The organism is Algoriphagus formosus, assembly GCF_002807035.1.
Classification (GTDB): domain Bacteria; phylum Bacteroidota; class Bacteroidia; order Cytophagales; family Cyclobacteriaceae; genus Algoriphagus; species Algoriphagus formosus.
In genome coordinates, this window is the sequence record NZ_NIUC01000001.1 from 122,456 (window position 1) to 140,188 (window position 17,733).

Genomic DNA, 17,733 nt, shown 5'->3' on the forward strand with positions numbered 1-17,733 from the left:
CATGCTTAAAAAAATACCAGCACTACTTGCTCTGATCTTATTCTTTCAGATAGCTTCTGCTCAATCCTTGGATACTCTTTTTAAAAGTAAAGAGGATTTATTGCTTGATTTGAGTAAGCAAAGAGAAGTCAATTCGCTTGAATTTCAGTTTTTTTTACCGGATAGTATCCTTAATCAAGAGTGGATTAATAGCTCGGATTTAAATCTACAGGCAGTTAATGGAGGTTTTCTTACAAAAACCTTTGATGACTGGTCAAAGTATGATTCCCTTCAAGGCATATTTCCACAAGCTAATTCCATTTTTTTATTGTACGGAGAGCCCACAAACTATGAGGGGGTCATTTCTTACCTGAATACACTTTACGCAACTGGTGATTTTTTACCGGTAAGCTTGCAGGAGGAATCAAATGAGTCTCTAATTCTGGCTGCCGTCAAAAGCATATATGAACCTTATGATACACTTTCATCTTGGTTGGTATTTGATTGGAAATTGATCTGGGTTCTCGTGATTTTATCCTTATTCTTGATTTTAGCTTTGGGACTTATTTTGGCTTTGGTCATTTTCAAAGCCCGTAGAAATCAGCGGGAGGAACTTCGAAAAGCTTATGACAAGGATATTATTGATCCTTTGACCACCATACTTTTCACACAAAGTCTGGAGGAATTAAAAGAAATGAAACCGGAAGAACTTAAGGAGATTTTTCCGGCCCAACTCTTTCCAAAGCCTTTATTCAAGGAAGTATTGATAGAACGAATCATAGGGCTCAATAAAAAAATGAAAGGGGAGTTCAAGGGTAAATTGAAAGAACTCTACAAAAAACTGGATCTAATTAAAATCACTGAGAAAAACCTGAAGAGTAAAAAATGGTCCTATGTCACCACAGGGCTAGTACAGGTGAATGAAATGGATCTCTCAGAGCTTTTGCCAGAGGTAAAAAAGCACACCAATTCAAAAAACTTTCATGTTCGTAGCAGTGCAGGAGCCACACTTCTCAACTTATCTCAGGAAGCTGACCTATCATTTCTTAAAAATCAAGACTATCCGCTTTCGGATTGGCAGCAGATGAATTACCTGCGAATCATCAAGTATGTACACCCTACCAAAAAACTGATGATTCATGAACTTTTCCAATCACCGAATGAAAGTGTTCGGATTTTTGCCATCAAGCTTGTAGCCTTTTTGGGAAGGTTTGATTTGATCGAACAAATAAAAATATTGGTTCCTAGTGCTCAAAACAGCGAAAAAATAGAAATCCTTCAAACCTACTTGACATTGGGTGCACACATGGAGGCTGAATTTATCAATGCGAATATTACCTCAGAAGACGAGGATGTTCAGAAAATGGCCATTAAAGTCGCTGGTAAAATAGGTGATGAAATCTCTGAAAAGATTTTGTTTCAGCTTTTGGAGGAGACATCCGACAGGGGAATAAGACTTCTAATCTTAGAAAGCCTTAAGGAATTGAATGAAGTTGCTTTTGAAAGTTATATTCAAGAGCATTCAAACCCGGAAAACCTTCAAATGAGAGAACAGCTTCTAGACCCCTTATTACAAAATGTATAATTTTCTATTCTACCTTTTGATTGATGTTTTTGGGGTCATTTTTATGATTCTCAGTTTTTCTGTGGTCACACTCTATCTGCTGATCATGATCCTAAGTGCATTGGAAATGCGAGATTTCCGAAGGAAAAATCGATTTGCAGATTACCAGGATATTATCACGAGCCCAATAGCCCCCGGAGTTTCAATTTTGGCTCCTGCTTTTAACGAGGAGTCCAATATTGTACAGAACGTTAAAAGCCTATTGGCCCTTCACTATGGGAAGTTTGAAGTCGTGATTATCAATGACGGTTCAAAGGATCAAACACTCAATCGTCTCATTGAGGCTTTTGAATTGAAAAAGACCTCTTTCTTTTATCAATCACAGATCGAAACTGCTCCTGTAAGAGGTATATATCGCTCTGAAAATAAATCCTTTAGAAGGCTTTGGGTAATTGATAAGGAGAATGGCGGGAAGGCGGATGCTTTAAATGCCGGAATCAATATTTCTACCATGGAAATCCTGGCTTGTATTGATGTGGATTGCATCTTGGCAAGTGACTCTATTACCCGGATGGTACGACCATTTATGGAGGAAACCAATAAGAAGGTAGTAGCAGTGGGCGGGGCGATTGGAATCGCCAACAACTGTGATGTCAAAGATGGAACGGTAACCAAGTATCGGGTACCAAAATCGAGAATCGGTAAGTTTCAAGTGGTAGAGTACTGTAGGGCTTTTTTGATGGGTAGGATGGCCTGGTCCCGGATCAATGGTCTGATGCTGATTTCGGGAGCCTTTGGGTTTTTCAAAAAAGACCTTGTGATGGCAGTGGGAGGGTATTTCCCAAAGACTGTCGGTGAAGATATGGAACTCGTCGTCCGTCTGCGACGCTACCTAGAAGAGCGCGATATTCCTTATCGGGTGGCTTTTGTTCCCGATCCGCTTTGCTGGACAGAAGTGCCTGAGGATGAAGAAGTCTTGGGCCGACAGCGAAATAGGTGGATGCGTGGGACAATTGAAACTCTGCAGCTTCATAATAAAGTTGGATATAATTCTCGTTTTCGGGTTTTGGGCTTAGTATCCTATCCTTTTTGGTCTATTTTCGAAAAAATGGGGCCGATTTTAGAAATATCTGGCTTGATCTACACACTTATCCTCTTGTTGATAGGTGATTTTTCAGCTGTATATTTCTTCTCCTTAATATTAATGATCTATTTCCTTTCCCTGCTTGTCTCTGCATTTAGCATTCTCTATGAGCAGATCGCTTACAATAATTACAAGGATAAAAATGACCTCAGAAGTCTGATCAGGACCATTTTGCTCGAGCCACTTTTTATTCACCCAAAGGTGGTCTTGTGGGGATTGAAAGGTCATATAGACTTCATTGCCGGCCGGGGAGGCTGGGGTAAGATGATTCGGGCAGGATTTAAAACTGCCGAGGACCGTAAAAACCTTGACACCCAATCCACTACATCATGAGAAAAGTTGCTCTTTTTCTTTCCTTCTTCTTAGCGACTCAATGGCTTGTGGCACAGCAAAGTCAGAACCCTGATCAACTCCTCCTGGATGCGCGCGAATTAATTTTTGATGGAAAATATCAAGAGGGTAGAAGAATTGCCTTCCGGGCTTTGGAGATTTCACCCACCTACGCGGATATTCTGATTTTGGTGGGTAGGAGTTATGCCTGGGAAGGAAAAAATGATTCTGCAAGTATTTACCTTGAGCGCGCAATCACTGCTTCTCCTAAATATGCTGATGGGTATTCAGCCTATCTAGATAATCTTAGCTGGGCTGGAGAATATCAAAGAGCTGGTGAGATTTTGAAAAGAGCAGAAAGCAATCTTGGTGATCCTTTGCCAGATGCCGTCGCCTACCGAAAATCAAGGCTTTTATATTATGAGGAAGAATACAATGAAGCCTATGATATTGCCCAGGCCTTGTTTGATAAAGGATACAAGCAGGAAGGAATACTAGGATATTTACAAAACCTTCAACGTTTGAGACGAAATTCAGCCATTGGAGCCACCTATGACTACGATACTTTTTTTGGAGATATCAGCCCATGGCATACTTGGTCGGTCTATGGTCGGGCACAGACCAAGTTAACGGGTTCTTTGATTGCCCGAGTCACACAAAGCCATCGATTTGATGGATTTGGTACCCAATATGAGTTAGATGCTTATCCCTCTCTTGGAGAAAATTCCTATGCTTATCTAAATATCGGTGGCTCAGGAGCTGGATTTTTTCCAAAATTGAGATTAGGAGCTTCTGTCTTTTTCAACCTTCCTAAGGCTTGGGAAGTAGAAGGCGGGTATCGATACCTCGGCTTCACCGAAGTAACCCATATTGCTACTGCTTCCCTTGGAAAGTATGTGGGTAATTGGTGGTTGAATTTTAGGGCAAATGTCATTCCTAGCGGTAATAATAACGGTGTGAGTACTTCTGGTAATTTTCAGGCTAGGTATTACTTCAAGACTGCTGAGGACTTTTTTAGTGTTCAACTCAGTTCGGGCGTTTCTCCCGATGAAGAAAATAGGGATCAATCCCAACTTCTTAATTCCTACCGAATTCGGCTTGGCTACCAACAACTCATTTCTCCAAGGTTTATGATTTTTGGGTTTACAGGGTATAGTCGTGATGAATTGTCTGCAGACCGCTTTCGAAATAATTTGAACCTCTCCATTGGTAGTGAATACCGCTTCTAAGCTAAATCTATGAAGGAAGAACTTAAACTTTATTTCAGGAGGCTTTCTTTCCTTTTTTTACTTTTGGTCGTATTTCCAGGCCTGAGCTTTGGCGTATGGTGGCTGAAAGCAGATAAGAAAGCATCAATTTTGATCTTGGATAAGACAGTTCCTAATAAGGATTTCAGAGAGCATTTGGGGATTTTTTGGGCGATGGAATATGAGAAGTTTGTCAATCCCGAGACGGATGAATTGTATAAGCTTGATCAGGACTATTTTGGATATTTCCCTTCAGACCAAGAGGATGGGAAATATGGCTTCGTCAAGGACTTTTCGAATTACTCCCAATCTGAGCTGGATCAATTGGCAGAATCAAGTGATATCATTTATTATGCGGATACATACGGAGTTTACAGGAATGATTTTGAGAATGAGGAAGATGCTGACGAACCCAGTAAAAAAATCTATGGAGGGTTGAATAGTAATGAAGTCAGGTTGATTGAATTAGCTCAAGAAAAGGAGAAAACTGTACTGTTGGAGTATAATTCCATGGCTTCACCTACTGCTAAGGGGCTTCGGTCACAGATGGAAAATAGCATTGGTGTTCGATGGACGGGTTGGGTAGCTCGATATTTCGATGAGCTAGACACGGCCATAAATAAAGGTCTACCGGATTGGCTCATTTCCAATTATTTGGATCAACACGAGCAATCATGGCCCCATCAAGGTCCAGGTTTGGTTTTTGTAAATGAAAGCGGACAGATTGAAGTCTTTGAAGATCAGAAAGACTACCAAAATACCATCCCATATATCCGGACTCCCGGAAGGAATAAAGCGAACTTCAGATTGCCTGAGATTGTGCCTTATCCAGATTGGTTTGATGTGGTTTTAGTGCAGCGGGAGTTTCAGGTGATATCTTATTACGATATCGAGCCCACCAATGAAGGTTTGGAAAGGCTTCGTGCTATGGGGCTCCCTAGATTCTTTCCGGCAGTGGTCTTTCGACCTAATGGAAAGGGTCGTTCTTATTACATTGCAGGAGATTTTGCAGATGCGAAGCTCAACCTTGGGTCAGCCAAATTTGCAGGACTTCCTACCCTTTGGAGGGGATTTTATAGTGTTGCAAATCATCGCGATCGCCATGGATTTTTTTGGAACTATTATCAGCCACTGATTAGTCAGATTTTCTCAGAGGCACATCGGTCAAAATAGTTTTATTGAGGGGGAAGCAGTCTCCTCGTTTGAACCATGTAACTGTTCTTGTTTTTAAATTCCTCAAACTCTCCAATCATCCGATTTAGATCATTGGGGCTCGTGATTGGGTCAATATTCAAGCCTCGAGAAATCTGAAATATTTGCCCATCTGAAAGGAAAATGTCCCCATGTATGTAATCGATTAATTGATTTTTATTCCTCATCAGTGGCATGGCAATTCTAGACTGAAATGTCTGAGCAGTGTCCAGGACCTGACCCTGCCAGGTTACCACTTCTGGAAGTTGGATATCTATTTGTGCTTCCAAAAATGAAAGAATCGATGGGGTAATTTCATAATGACTACTGACTCCCTCAAAATACTCGGGTCTTTTTATGAGTGGAGAATAGATAATCAAAGGCACATGGAATCGGTCTATTCTAGACGACATCGGAACTTCAGGCAATCGATGGTCTCCTGTAATGATGAAAATGCTATTTTGAAACTCTGGTCGCTTTTGATATTCATCGAAAAACTCACGAACCGCATCATCAGCATACAATACGGTCATATAAATATCTCGGTAGCTTCGATAATCTGCTTTTTGACCTTCACTCAGATTTAAATAATTGCTGAGATGATTTTCAAATTTCTGGATATATTTTTCCCGCTCTGGTACGAGATAGGGATCATGCGAAGTTTGGGTCTGAAAGACCAAGATTTGAGGAGATTCTAAGCTTCTTGGAAGTTTTTCCAGTCCATTTTTGAATAGCTCCTTATCCGCATAACCCCATGAAAAATTACCGGTGGAAGGAGACTTGGAATATTTAGGATCAAATAATCTTTCATCTACAAATTGAACGGGCTGTTGATATTCAATAAAGCTTCCTACATGGTCAAAGTTTTTATCTGCTCCGATAAAATAGCGTGTTTCGTAGCCGTTTTTCCTTAAGATGCTAAGGAGCGTTTCATGATAGGGAAACTCCTGATATAATTCCAGGAAGCCCTTCTCTCCAAAAGGAAGCCCGCCAAAGACTCCCGGCTGTAAGCCGAATGTTCGACCAGTAGAAGACAAGGCATGCATCCATACCAAGCTGTGTTGTTCCAAGCTGTCAAGAAATGGGGTGAAACTCCCCAAATAAGCGTCTTTTCCTGAATAGGCTTTACCAAAGCTTTCCAGAAAAATAAATACCAAATTTGGGGCCTGCTCTAAGGAATCGAAGAAAGGACTCAGTACATCCGGATAGTCAGCTTTATGAGCAAAAGGGTAGGTATCGTCGACAAACTCCTTTTCGACAATAAGATCTTCAGTACCGGATCTCAGGTAAAAATCAAAATAATATTCGCCCCCATACATCAAGTAGTCAAAGCTCTCTTCTGTCAGGTATCTGGACTTGTTGCGGGTGACATTAGTTTCGACCTCTGTCGCTGAATCATCTACTAAATCAGGCAAAAGAATAACTATAACTACTGATAAAATAAATAAGCCCGTGAGAAATAACATGGCTTTGAGTGGAAATCGGAAAAATCTAGTACCCAGATGCATCAGAAAACCAACCAAAACAAAGGAGAAAAAAAGCATGGACACACTGAAGACATTGAGTTGCCCTGAGGCTTGAATAGTCAAGAGTAAGTCCTCGGTACTATAGGCGAATAAATCTTTTCCTAAAGGCAGAAGCGTTTTGAAAAAATAAAAAACCAATGCAGCCTGTACAAGTACCAAGATGGATAAAAATAGAAGGAGCAGCCATTTGGCTAGTGGGCTAGAAATCAAAACCACAACCAGATAGCAGGTAAATAAAAGTCCTAATAAATAAGCCAACCAGGTCAAATCTTGAATAAAAATGTCTTTCAGGATGTCTCCGATCGCGAAAGGAAGCACGTGATTTGAAAAAACTAGGTAAAGCTCTAAAGCTCTCAGCAATATCATCAAGAATATGAATATCAAAGACATACCCCAGAAATTCTGCAGAATTACCTTGATTCTACCTGGTAGTGTAGATCGGATGGCTGCTTTTTTTGACATTGACGACTGCTTAGATTCGATGCAATTTTAAAGAAAATAGGTCAAAATAAACTATCTTCAAGTTTTGAAATAGACAATATGGGCAAATCGAACTTACTGATTGAATTATATAGTAACCTTAGCACTACAGGAGCATTGACTTTTAGCTCAAAAGCACTGGTCAAAAAAATGGTCACCCAAGTGGACTTGAAAGATGCTAATCTAATCGTCGAATTGGGAGGAGGAGATGGGAGTATTACCCAAGGGATTATTAACCAAATGGGGCCACAAACCAAATTACTGGTCTTTGAAATCAATTCATCGTTTTGTGAGGAGATGAGGAAGCAGTTTGACAATCCCAATGTGCAAATCATCAATGACTCGGCAGATCAAATTGAAAACTACCTAAATGGAGAAAAGGTAGATTTCATTCTTTCCTCTTTGCCTTTTTCCTTCATTTCTAAAGAAATAACGGATTCTATTTTAAGCCAATCGCGCTCAGTTCTCAACCAAGGAGGAGCATTCATACAGATTTGCTATTCCTATCTTTTGAAAAATCTTTTCAAGAAGTACTTTCCTGAAGTCAACGTGAGTTTTACCCTAAAAAACCTGCCACCTGCCTTTGTGATGGTATGCCAAAGCTAAGAGTGCATGGATATTTTGCGGATAGCGATTTTAGAATTTTGTAGACAGCGGCCGGATACCTCTTTTTGTCCATCTGAGGTAGTTCGGAGAATGTACCCCGAATCATGGCGTGAGTTTTTACCAGATATCCGCCAAAAGGCCTTTGAAATGTATCAAGAGGGTGAAATATTAATCACTCAAAAAGGAAAACTGCTCGATAAGGAAGCACTTCCAGTAGGACCGATAAGGATTTCGAAACTAAAGTGACTCTTCCTCGGTTTGAATCCCAAATACTCAATATGGATACGAATCAATCATTACCAACTACTTCAGTCACCATTCCAGAAGGAGAATCTGTCATCACTTTAGGTGCAGGCTGTTTTTGGTGTACCGAGGCAGTTTTTCAGCGCTTAGAGGGTGTCAAAAATGTAGTCTCAGGTTACTCAGGTGGTTTTGTAGAGAATCCAAGTTATCGAGCAGTTTGCAGTGCTACTACAGGTCATGCCGAAGTGATTCAAGTTTTCTATGATCCCAAAGTGATCAGTTTGGAGCGATTATTAGAGGTTTTTTGGTCGACCCATGATCCCACCACACTCAATCGACAGGGAGCAGATGTCGGTCCTCAGTACAGGTCTGCCATTTTTTTTCACACCGAAGAGCAGGGTGAAATTGCCAAAAACCTGAAGAAGGAATTAAACGAAAAGAAGGTCTTTTCTCAGCCAATAGTCACTGAAATCACTGCTTTTAGTAACTTCTATCCAGCTGATATTCAGCATCAAAATTATTACAATGAGAACGGCTATCAGCCCTATTGTCAGTTTGTGATTAAGCCGAAGGTAGACAAGCTGGAGAAGTACTTTTCAGAGCTTCTGGCAAAAGATTAAAATATATTTTCCCGCATGAGTTTTTATAGGACAGGCAAAAACTGACCTATATTTGCATTGTTTTTAGAATAATTATGATGAAAAGAAATAGAGCCCAAGAATCAAGAGCCGCCATTGAGCGACTTTATATCACGATGAGACATCTTTTTACCCGAGGTACTTACAAGCCGATGGGAGTCTCTGGTGAGAGTTTGGTTCAGGCTTTGCGAGTTTTAAGTCCGGAAATTTACGGAACCATCACAGATCTGGAAAAGGTAGAATTAGACGGCCTTCTTTATGTAATGGAGCGTCTTCCGAGAGGAATCGAACAGTGCCGATACATTCGCCTGATTAGTCGGGAAGGTCTTGAGACTTCGCATTTGGAACCTATTGTTCCGCCGAAAAGAAGAAGAAATTGCTATAGGCTCGATGAACAAGTCATGTATGTGGAAATGACGCGGGGAAGATCAGATATCTATGATATTCTTACCCACCTGACATTTTTGTATATCGAGAGCAGCAAAATCTATCAAAACAGTACTGACCCGAAAGGAAAGATTTCTATCAACTGGAAGATGCTGGAGGAATTTGTGAAGAAGGAAGAAAGCGGGGAGCTGTTTGATCGAGAAGCGGCTTCTGCTTATCTCAGCCACTTGATCGGTAGGACTTTCGAAGAGACCTCTAAGGCTGTCAACAAATTTGAAAAGAGTTCGAATTCAAATAGTCTATTTTCCATCGTATATCACCTGGGCAAGCTTGCCATGGAAGAGATTCGGGAAGGAAAAGATCGGGAGATTTCATTTTCAGCCACCTTGAGGGAGCGAATCGGTCATCATGTCTATGGTGAGCAATGGGCTGGAAAAATCATGCAGAAGCTGGATGAATTAGACTTATTAGAAAGGCCTATTCATATTATTTCGGCAAATCTTCACTCGGTTTTGAATACCATCTATGCTCCTCAAGTGCTAGACTCAAAGAGCTTCGAGGATATTGAGCAAATAGCCTCCTCCATTGCGATGGGAGAAAAGAACAATGCTGGGAAAAAGATTTATGCCTATGCTTTGAAGCATGGCTTCGTGGATATTCCTGATCAGTCTGGTACCAATATCGGGACACAAATCATCGATACTGCGAAGTTGGAGAAGCCTGAATTGCTACCGGGATTATCCTTACCTGAAGAGTCAAAGCAAAGACCGGTCTTTGTTGTGATGGATTATGCCTTTGGTGAGCAGGCTTTTGAATGTATGGATGAGCTATTGAAGCCATTTAAGAAAGGCGGCAAAGAATTCCCGCTGAATATCGTTTCGGTTTCCATCATGGGAAAAGCCGGAATTCTCTATGGAGGAAAAGGCGATCTGATGATTCCTGATGCTCATGTCTTTGAAGGCACAGCCGATAATTATCCATTTAAGAATGAATTGAAAGCTACTGACTTTGAAGGGTTTGGGCTTGGCGTGTATTCTGGAAGTATGGTTACGGTCTTGGGTACTTCCTTACAGAACAAGGACATTCTTCGGTATTTCATGGAGTCCTCTTGGAATGCAATTGGACTGGAAATGGAGGGGGCACACTACCAGAAAGCTATTCAATCAGCCTCTAGAATCCGAAAAAGTATTCGATCTAATGTGAAAGTCCTTTACGCCTACTATGCATCGGATAACCCTCTCGAAACAGGTAGTACCTTGGCTTCAGGAGCTTTGGGAATGGAAGGGGTGAGACCTACTTACCTGATCACTTACAAAATATTGGAGCGATTATTCGGGAAATAATCAGTAGGACTTCAAATCATTCAGTAGCATCCGCTGCAATAAATGGTTTCATTTCCTCAGCAATCTGGGCTCTTAGATCATTCAGTTTTATTGCGTAAGATTCGAGATTCTTTTCGCGTTCGGTTTTTGGAATCCACTTCTTGGTAGGAGTGGGGTTTCCATGGTCATCCACTGCCACAAAGACAATCACACAATGGGTTTTCTTTTCGTAGTTTGGATCGGTGACTTTTTTTGAAAAGACGTCTACGGCAATATGAATACTGGTTTTCCCGGTGTATATAACGGAAGCATCTATTTTGACTAAGTCGCCAATATTGATGGGTTTGTAAAAGCGAATTCCACCAACATAAACGGTAACACAGTAACTTTCAGACCAACTGCTTGCACAGGCATAGGCAGTTTGATCGATCCATTTCATCACAGCCCCTCCATGTACTTTCCCTCCAAAATTGACATCTGTGGGTTCTGATATAAACTGAAAGGTGGTTTTATTGGTCATTGTTCTAATTTTAAATCTAATCTTCTTTGATAGCAAGTGCTATTCATTGACTCTAGTAGAATGAAGCATATCCAATCGCCAACCATCATTTGTTTTGGTGGCAGTAGCACTTTCGAGCCAATGGATTTCCATCACGACGGCCCCATCTTTTTTGAAGGTTGCGTAGTTTTGATAGGCGATCCAAGCGCGATTTCCTTCTATGGTGGTTTTGATAAATTCAAAGCGATTCAAACGAGTAGCTCGGTCAGGATCACTTTTAGCATTGACAAAGTAAGATTGGATCATTTCCAAGTCCCAAACCTCCCCTTGCTCCAATAGGATAAAGTCTTCGGTATAAAAATCTGAGACCTTTTCGGCGTTGAATTCAGAAAATAACTCATCAAATGAATTTTGAATCAAGTCCTGAATAGCCTTCTCATCCGATTTCGTTTGGGCATGTCCAAATTGGACAAGGTTTAAGAGAATTAGCGTGAGAAAAATATTTCGAAAATACATGGCTTGAGCTATTAAGGTAGAATAGCTCGGGACAATGCTGCCCCGAGCATGAAAATATTATTGGAGATTGGAATTGATAGGGGGAGGTCCATCAGGGACAAAACCCTTGTAGACATAGTCGCCTTTTTTCTCTTTGAATTCACTTTTGACACTTTCAACCAGTTCTGGATTCTCAAAAAGATCCACCATAGTCATGGAAAGTGCCTTTGCAGCGTAGGCCATGCCTTTGTGGCCAATGGACATTCCACTTGAAGCCACTACCGCCCAAGAATGCCAAGGAGTGCCATTGGGTGCTGTTGTTGCAGATAGTCGAATAGTAGGAACCACCCAACTCACATCTCCTACATCGGTGCTACCACCCATGCTATGCTCGGCAGTTTCTTCCATAGGTTCAATCTTAGAAACCAGTCCGATTTGAGGCTTTCCAGTAGCTTCCTGAATTTTCTTTGCAAAATCCTGCTCTTCCTCTGTGTAACTAATGGGACCTAAGGTTTCTAGGTTTTTCTGAAGTGCCGCAGAACCAGTTCTATTTACCAATACCTCATGAACACCAGAGATAAGGCTGACCTTGTAGTCTACATTGGCCATGATCGCCGCACCTTCTGCCATGGCTTCTACTCTTTTCCAAACAGGAATTAAACCTTCCCGGCTAGAATCTCTCACTCGCACCCAAATTCTGGAATAATCAGGAACTACATTCACGACTTTTCCAGCATCTTGAATATGGTAATGAATCCGAACGGTAGGCTTGATATGCTCTCGATAATAATTGATCCCCGTGGTGTAAAGCTCTAGGGCATCCCCTGTACTTCTTCCATTCCAAGGATCAGAGGAAGCATGTGCTGCCTGTCCATAAAATTCCACTTGGAAATCCACCAATGCTAAGCCCTTTTGAACGGCAGTCTTTGTCTCTGCCGAGGGATGCCAGTCCATCACCACATCAACATCATCAAATAGACCAGCCCGAACCATCCATAGCTTTCCGAAGAACTTTTCTTCGGCCGGAGTTCCGAAAAATCTCACAGTTCCTTGGATTTCTCCCGACTCTATAAGATCCTTGATGGCTGCTGCTGCTCCTAAAGAAGCTACGCCAAAAAGATTGTGACCGCAGCCATGACCAGGGTTGCCTTCATTGAGCGGGCTTTTGTAAGGAACTTTGTTTTGAGAAAGTCCAGGTAGGGCATCAAATTCTCCCAAAATGCCAATGATAGGCTTACCGGAGCCATATTCTGCTACAAACGCCGTCGGTATTTCAGCTACTCCGCGGGTGACTTTAAAACCCAACTGCTCCGCATAATCCGACAAAGCCTCCGCAGATTGAGTTTCTTGAAAAGCAATCTCTTCAAAAGACCAAATCCGATCACTGAGATCTGTGAGTGACTCGAATCGCTGATCGACCGAAGCAACCACGGCTTCTTTAAGAGGGTTAGGCTTTGCTTTTCGCTGCGCAAATGAAATCTGGCTTAGCAAAAGCAGCAAAAGCGTAAAGGTTGATAGTTGATAGGTGTTCTTCATATTGTTTGGTTTGATAAGGTTCTGTTTCAATTACCACGCAATTCCGTAATCGTCTCCGTAGTTTGCACTTCCTCCCCACATGCTGCCATGCTTCCAGTCAAACCAAATCGCATTGATAGGTCCGGAAGTGCGTGGCCAAAAGTCCATGATGTAGCCTTTCTTGACCAACTCGGACCTGATCCATACGGGAGTGTCATCTCGTAGAATCATATGGCCGGGCTTGATTTCATGTGCTCCGAAGGAACTTTGCATTTGTAGGGAATTCATATTTGCAGCTTCCACAGCTTCCTGTACATTCATGTCGAATTCTACTACGTTCAAGAAAAATTGCAATAGGTTTTGATCCTGAGAGTCACCTCCCTGCACGGCAAAAGATAAAAACGGTTTACCGTCTTTCAGCGCTAGACTGGGAGTCAAAGTCACTCTAGGCCTTTTTCCGGGCTCTGGGAGATTGTATGGGTTTAGCTTTTCATCCAGCACAAAGCTCTGCATACGCTGACTCAGGCCTACTCCGGTACGACCTGCGATTACAGCCGGTACCCAACCGCCACTTGGAGTTACGGATACAACCCAAGCGTCCTTATCTGCTGCCTGAATGGAGGTGGTACCACTGAAAAAGGCTTCAAAATATGGATCATCTGTACCTGAGAGTTCAGCCAGGTGAATTTGCTCTTCAGTAGTTTCGCCTTGCAGGCTAAGCATATTTTTGAAAGGATTACTTCCTCCTTGATAAGGGTAAGGATCTCCTGCGCCCATTTCGGGATCGTTGATGTCTTTAATTAGTTTCGCTCGATCTTTTGCATATTCCTTTGACAAAAGGCCTTGAATTGGGCTTTTAGGCTCAAAGGCGGGATCGGAGTAATAAAAGTCCCGATCAGCAAAAGCTAAATTCATGGCCTGGTACACTGTGTGTAGATACTCGGCACTGTTATAGCCCATTTTTTGCAAATCAAAATTTTCCAGAATATTCAATGATTGAAGCAAAGCCGGGCCTTGGGTCCACTCTTGAAGCTTGTAGACCTGAATTCCTTTGTAATCGACCATCAAGGGCTCTTCAATTTTCACTTCCCAGTTAGCTAGATCTTCTTCTGTAAAAAGACCACCTTGCTCTCGGGTACCTCGGACGATTTCTTTAGCGATGTCCCCCTTATAAAACCGCTCATTTGCTGCGTAAATCGCTTCTTCTCTGGATTTTCCTGCGGCAAGGGCTTCCTTTTCGGTCTCCACCAATTTCTTCAAAGTCTCATACAAGTCCTTTTGAACAAAAATCTCACCGGGCGCTGGTGCCTCTCGCTCCTCACCAAGGTGGGGAAGGAAAACTTCTTTGGAGTAGGGCCATTCTTTGATTCTCTCTTTAGCGCCTTCGATGGAATTGGCTGTCTGCGCTTCGATTGGATAGCCTTGGGCGAGTTGCATGGCAGGAGCGAGTACCTGCTCGAGAGAAAGGGTGCCGTATTCAGCTAGCATGGTCATCAATCCACCGGGAGTGCCGGGTGTTGTGGCTGCCAAAGGACCAAAGGCGGGCGGGTATTCCATTCCCTGAGATTTGTAAAACTCGACTGTCGCACCTGTAGGTGCATAGCCAAGTGCATTGATAGCAATGACTTTCTTGAGTTCAGGATGGTAAATCAAGGCCTGGGTTTCACCTCCCCAAGAGAGTACATCCCACATCGTGGCTGTAGCAGCAAGCATCGCACAAGCCGCATCTACTGCATTTCCTCCTTGGTTGAATATAGTGGCACCTGCTGTCGCTGCAAGGGGTTTTCCGGTAATTGCCATCCAATTCTTACCATGTAAGATGGGTTTTTCTGTTGGGGTTTGTCCAGGGGCTAGTCCGGGTAGGTTTTGACCAAAGGTCAAAAAGGAACATGAAAGTAGGGTGACAAGGGTAAAGATTTTTTTCATCGTCGAATAATTAGGGTTGGTCTACTTCATCAAGTAGCTGATTGATAATAGGTTGAAATCCGGGAAATTTCGAGTTGTAATGGGTGAATATTTGAAAAATAGCACTGGGGTCTTTCACATTAAAGCTATTTTCAGAAGTATAAGCTTCGATTTCTTCAGCTTTGTCTCCAAAAATTTGAAAAAACTTCTTTCGCTTTCTTGGGATTTCAATGATGTTTTTGCCCTCTAGATAGTAATAGGTATTCCGCTTTAGAATTTTGTCATTTCGCTCCCCAACCATCAGGGCTTGATTATAATTTGATTCTTTGAGGTAAGCTGTAGTCCTTCTCATGAGAGGTAATTCTCCATCTACTAGTACTTCAAAGAATCCCGAGATAGGTACACCATCTTCCAGGAAGTCCATACCATTTACAAAGTATCTCGGAACTTGGTAGGTCGAATCTATCCACACGATATTTTGGATCCGTAGACCCGGCATGACAGAGACCAGGTTATTCTCTGGTTCCATCAGCTCAAACATATTGGACACGATGTTATAGCGCGCACGGAATCCTTCCAGCATTTGCTGATCTCGATAGAGTAGGATAGATGCCCGGTTCCATTTGCTGTCCAGATAATTATTTCCTTCTAATTTTTTGGGTTCTGGTGGAATTCCGTACACCATATTTCCTCCAATAAAATTGGGGCGCTCATTGAGAAGGCGAATGATATTATCGGCTCGAATGGTCTTTTGCAGGGCTTGTCCACTTCCTGAAGCGCCCAGTCTTACCAGTGGAATGGTTCCTAGGTTTGTGTCTTCTTTGAGTTTGATGCTTTGTTCTAGCCGGTTGTATCCATTGTAATTGACCGCAAGTACATATTTGTCTTTTGGTAGATTTTTAAATTCAAAATTTCCACCTGCCACAGTGGTTGTTCCAAAAGCTGTACCGCGGAGTGTGACGCTGACTCCATCGATATATTCCCCTGATTCCGAATCGACAATTTTCCCCGAAATGGAAAAGTTTTGAGCTTGCACGAGGCTTGATAAAAACAGGAGCAGGAAAATTGAAATTTGAGTAAGGGTTTTTGACATAAATGGGCGATCAAATAAGACTGAAGAAAGATAGTCAAATCAGAACGTTATTTCAATTGAACTGTCGATGAAGGACTTTATCGCTTGTAGATTGGCTTTCAAGCCGAATTCGAGTTATATTTGATGAGCTTCATTAAGCTTTTTATCACTTTAATTATCCCATTTTGGATTTCTCAGTATTTAATTTTGAATCCAGTCTTCAAGAAGGACTGGATGCAATGGGCTTTGAAAAGCCTACCCCCATTCAGGAAAAAGCCATACCGGTTATCATTCAAAATAGAGACCTGATTGCCTGTGCGCAGACTGGTACAGGAAAGACGGCTGCCTTCATTCTCCCGGTCTTAAATAAAATTTCGAAATCAGGTAGCTCCTCTCTCAACACATTGATTTTAGCACCGACCCGAGAACTAGCCATACAGATCGATCAACAGATTCAAGGCTTTGCGTATTTCTTGGGAATCAGTTCCATCCCAGTATATGGAGGTGGAGACGGGATCGTTTGGGAGCAACAGAAAAAGGCGCTCGAGACGGGAGCAGAAATCGTCGTAGCAACGCCAGGAAGATTGATAGCCTTGCTCGCAGGCGGGAAAATCGATCTAAGCTCGCTTGAGCACCTGATTCTAGATGAGGCTGATCGCATGCTGGATATGGGCTTTTCAGATGATATTTTGAAAATCATCAATTACCTCCCGAAAAACCGGCAGACAGTTCTTTTTTCTGCTACCATGCCACCAAAAATCCGGCAGTTTAGTATGAAAATCCTTCAAAACCCGGAGGAGATTTCCATCGCTTTAGGCAAAACAGCAGAAGGGGTGACACAGTCATTTTACTCTGTCTATGACGGTCAAAAGGAAGACCTTGTGACCAATATTCTTTCCCAGAAAGATTATGAGGCTGTGATCATTTTTGCCTCAACCAAGGAAAAGGTCAAGTCGCTTCATAAAGTCCTCCGAAAGAAGTTTGAAGTAGAAGCATTTCATTCCGACTTAGAGCAAGTTGAGCGTGAGAAAATCATGTCTAACTTCAAGAATAAGACATTGAAAATTCTGGTTGGAACAGATATCATTTCTAGGGGAATTGATGTGGTAGGAATCGAACTAGTGATCAACTTTGATACTCCAGGAGATCCCGAGGATTATGTGCATCGAGTGGGTCGAACCGCAAGAGCAGATATGGAAGGTGAGGCGATCACTTTTGTTAACCCTAAGGATCAACCCAAATTCCGAAGGATTGAAGAATTAATTGGGATGGAGATCAACCAGTTGGAATTACCTGAAGGATTTGAAAAGGGTCCGGGCTACAATCGGGAGGATAAAAGATCCAGGAATGACAAACCCAAATTCCAAAAGAAAAAAGGTGGTTCTAAATTCAAAAAGCGAGGCTCAGATTTTTCCAAAAAAACTAATCCTTCCGAGAAGTTTCAGCCGAAAGCTTCGCAAAATGAATCCAAACCTACCGATCCAAAGCCAAGCAGACCTGCTTCCGGAAAATTCTCAAATAGGAAAAACGTAATTGATTAATGCGTTTTCATTTCTGAGCAGACAAACAGGCTATTCTCCGCTCAGACAT

General features: G+C 42.0%; 15 protein-coding genes. 9 read left to right on the forward strand and 6 right to left on the reverse strand.

The window, feature by feature from the left end:
* The first annotated feature begins 1 nt into the window (after window position 1).
* From CDH51_RS00540 to CDH51_RS00555, 4 genes are read left to right on the forward strand one after another with little or no spacing between them, the layout of a single operon-like run.
* Window positions 2–1,564 (forward strand): HEAT repeat domain-containing protein, encoded by a 1,563-nt coding sequence (locus CDH51_RS00540; protein ID WP_100626788.1) that lies wholly within the window; start codon window positions 2–4, stop codon window positions 1,562–1,564.
* Window positions 1,557–3,020 (forward strand): glycosyltransferase family 2 protein, encoded by a 1,464-nt coding sequence (locus tag CDH51_RS00545; RefSeq protein WP_100626789.1) that lies wholly within the window; start codon window positions 1,557–1,559, stop codon window positions 3,018–3,020. The genes CDH51_RS00540 and CDH51_RS00545 overlap by 8 nt, the downstream gene beginning before the upstream one ends.
* Entirely contained in the window at window positions 3,017–4,246 is a 1,230-nt protein-coding gene (locus CDH51_RS00550) for a YaiO family outer membrane beta-barrel protein (RefSeq protein ID WP_100626790.1), read from the forward strand. Before CDH51_RS00545 ends, CDH51_RS00550 begins: the two co-directional genes overlap by 4 nt.
* 9 nt (window positions 4,247–4,255) lie before the next feature.
* On the forward strand, window positions 4,256–5,437 hold the full coding sequence (locus CDH51_RS00555; RefSeq protein WP_100626791.1) for a hypothetical protein: 1,182 nt from the start codon (window positions 4,256–4,258) through the stop codon (window positions 5,435–5,437).
* A gap of 2 nt (window positions 5,438–5,439) precedes the next feature.
* Here CDH51_RS00555 and CDH51_RS00560 read toward each other — a convergent pair whose 3' ends face one another.
* Window positions 5,440–7,443, reverse strand: coding sequence for an LTA synthase family protein (locus CDH51_RS00560; protein WP_100626792.1), 2,004 nt, complete (start codon window positions 7,441–7,443; stop codon window positions 5,440–5,442).
* A 78-nt stretch (window positions 7,444–7,521) separates the two neighbouring features.
* Here CDH51_RS00560 and CDH51_RS00565 point away from each other — a divergent pair, with 78 nt between their 5' ends.
* The 4 genes from CDH51_RS00565 (at window position 7,522) to CDH51_RS00580 (ending at window position 10,678) form a co-directional block, all read left to right on the forward strand.
* On the forward strand, window positions 7,522–8,067 hold the full coding sequence (locus CDH51_RS00565; RefSeq protein WP_024282675.1) for a class I SAM-dependent methyltransferase: 546 nt from the start codon (window positions 7,522–7,524) through the stop codon (window positions 8,065–8,067).
* Window positions 8,068–8,073: 6 nt separating this feature from the next.
* Window positions 8,074–8,313 carry a DUF3253 domain-containing protein gene (locus CDH51_RS00570; protein ID WP_024282674.1) on the forward strand — a complete coding sequence of 80 codons (240 nt, stop codon included), beginning with the start codon at window positions 8,074–8,076 and terminating at the stop codon, window positions 8,311–8,313.
* Between the two features lie 32 nt (window positions 8,314–8,345).
* Window positions 8,346–8,930: a peptide-methionine (S)-S-oxide reductase MsrA gene (gene msrA / locus CDH51_RS00575; protein ID WP_100626793.1), complete on the forward strand. Its 585-nt coding sequence runs from the start codon at window positions 8,346–8,348 to the stop codon at window positions 8,928–8,930.
* A 77-nt stretch (window positions 8,931–9,007) separates the two neighbouring features.
* Window positions 9,008–10,678 (forward strand): DUF6909 family protein, encoded by a 1,671-nt coding sequence (locus tag CDH51_RS00580; protein ID WP_100627757.1) that lies wholly within the window; start codon window positions 9,008–9,010, stop codon window positions 10,676–10,678.
* 16 nt (window positions 10,679–10,694) lie between these two features.
* Here CDH51_RS00580 and CDH51_RS00585 read toward each other — a convergent pair whose 3' ends face one another.
* From CDH51_RS00585 to CDH51_RS00605, 5 genes are read right to left on the reverse strand one after another with little or no spacing between them, the layout of a single operon-like run.
* Window positions 10,695–11,177 carry an acyl-CoA thioesterase gene (locus CDH51_RS00585; protein WP_100626794.1) on the reverse strand — a complete coding sequence of 161 codons (483 nt, stop codon included), beginning with the start codon at window positions 11,175–11,177 and terminating at the stop codon, window positions 10,695–10,697.
* Window positions 11,178–11,216: 39 nt separating this feature from the next.
* Window positions 11,217–11,672: a DUF4440 domain-containing protein gene (locus CDH51_RS00590; protein ID WP_100626795.1), complete on the reverse strand. Its 456-nt coding sequence runs from the start codon at window positions 11,670–11,672 to the stop codon at window positions 11,217–11,219.
* Between the two features lie 57 nt (window positions 11,673–11,729).
* On the reverse strand, window positions 11,730–13,187 hold the full coding sequence (locus CDH51_RS00595) for an amidohydrolase (protein ID WP_100626796.1): 1,458 nt from the start codon (window positions 13,185–13,187) through the stop codon (window positions 11,730–11,732).
* A 30-nt stretch (window positions 13,188–13,217) separates the two neighbouring features.
* Entirely contained in the window at window positions 13,218–15,092 is a 1,875-nt protein-coding gene (locus CDH51_RS00600; RefSeq protein WP_100626797.1) for a gamma-glutamyltransferase family protein, read from the reverse strand.
* Between the two features lie 10 nt (window positions 15,093–15,102).
* The gene (locus CDH51_RS00605) at window positions 15,103–16,164 is read right to left on the reverse strand and encodes a carboxypeptidase-like regulatory domain-containing protein (protein WP_100626798.1); all 1,062 of its coding nucleotides are present in this window, start codon (window positions 16,162–16,164) and stop codon (window positions 15,103–15,105) included.
* Window positions 16,165–16,328: 164 nt separating this feature from the next.
* On the opposite strand from CDH51_RS00605, the gene CDH51_RS00610 reads away from it, so the two are divergent.
* Window positions 16,329–17,684 carry a DEAD/DEAH box helicase gene (locus CDH51_RS00610; protein WP_100626799.1) on the forward strand — a complete coding sequence of 452 codons (1,356 nt, stop codon included), beginning with the start codon at window positions 16,329–16,331 and terminating at the stop codon, window positions 17,682–17,684.
* Window positions 17,685–17,733 lie beyond the last annotated feature (49 nt).

What these genes read in the sequence shown, in the direction of transcription:
- msrA (WP_100626793.1), top strand. Translation starts at nt 8,346, where the DNA reads ATGGATACGAATCAATCATTACCAACTACTTCAGTCACCATTCCAGAA.
- CDH51_RS00590 (WP_100626795.1), bottom strand. Translation starts at nt 11,672, where the DNA reads ATGTATTTTCGAAATATTTTTCTCACGCTAATTCTCTTAAACCTTGTC.
- CDH51_RS00545 (WP_100626789.1), top strand. Translation starts at nt 1,557, where the DNA reads ATGTATAATTTTCTATTCTACCTTTTGATTGATGTTTTTGGGGTCATT.
- CDH51_RS00605 (WP_100626798.1), bottom strand. Translation starts at nt 16,164, where the DNA reads ATGTCAAAAACCCTTACTCAAATTTCAATTTTCCTGCTCCTGTTTTTA.
- CDH51_RS00580 (WP_100627757.1), top strand. Translation starts at nt 9,008, where the DNA reads ATGAAAAGAAATAGAGCCCAAGAATCAAGAGCCGCCATTGAGCGACTT.
- CDH51_RS00570 (WP_024282674.1), top strand. Translation starts at nt 8,074, where the DNA reads ATGGATATTTTGCGGATAGCGATTTTAGAATTTTGTAGACAGCGGCCG.
- CDH51_RS00600 (WP_100626797.1), bottom strand. Translation starts at nt 15,092, where the DNA reads ATGAAAAAAATCTTTACCCTTGTCACCCTACTTTCATGTTCCTTTTTG.
- CDH51_RS00595 (WP_100626796.1), bottom strand. Translation starts at nt 13,187, where the DNA reads ATGAAGAACACCTATCAACTATCAACCTTTACGCTTTTGCTGCTTTTG.
- CDH51_RS00540 (WP_100626788.1), top strand. Translation starts at nt 2, where the DNA reads ATGCTTAAAAAAATACCAGCACTACTTGCTCTGATCTTATTCTTTCAG.
- CDH51_RS00565 (WP_024282675.1), top strand. Translation starts at nt 7,522, where the DNA reads ATGGGCAAATCGAACTTACTGATTGAATTATATAGTAACCTTAGCACT.
- CDH51_RS00555 (WP_100626791.1), top strand. Translation starts at nt 4,256, where the DNA reads ATGAAGGAAGAACTTAAACTTTATTTCAGGAGGCTTTCTTTCCTTTTT.
- CDH51_RS00560 (WP_100626792.1), bottom strand. Translation starts at nt 7,443, where the DNA reads ATGTCAAAAAAAGCAGCCATCCGATCTACACTACCAGGTAGAATCAAG.
- CDH51_RS00585 (WP_100626794.1), bottom strand. Translation starts at nt 11,177, where the DNA reads ATGACCAATAAAACCACCTTTCAGTTTATATCAGAACCCACAGATGTC.
- CDH51_RS00550 (WP_100626790.1), top strand. Translation starts at nt 3,017, where the DNA reads ATGAGAAAAGTTGCTCTTTTTCTTTCCTTCTTCTTAGCGACTCAATGG.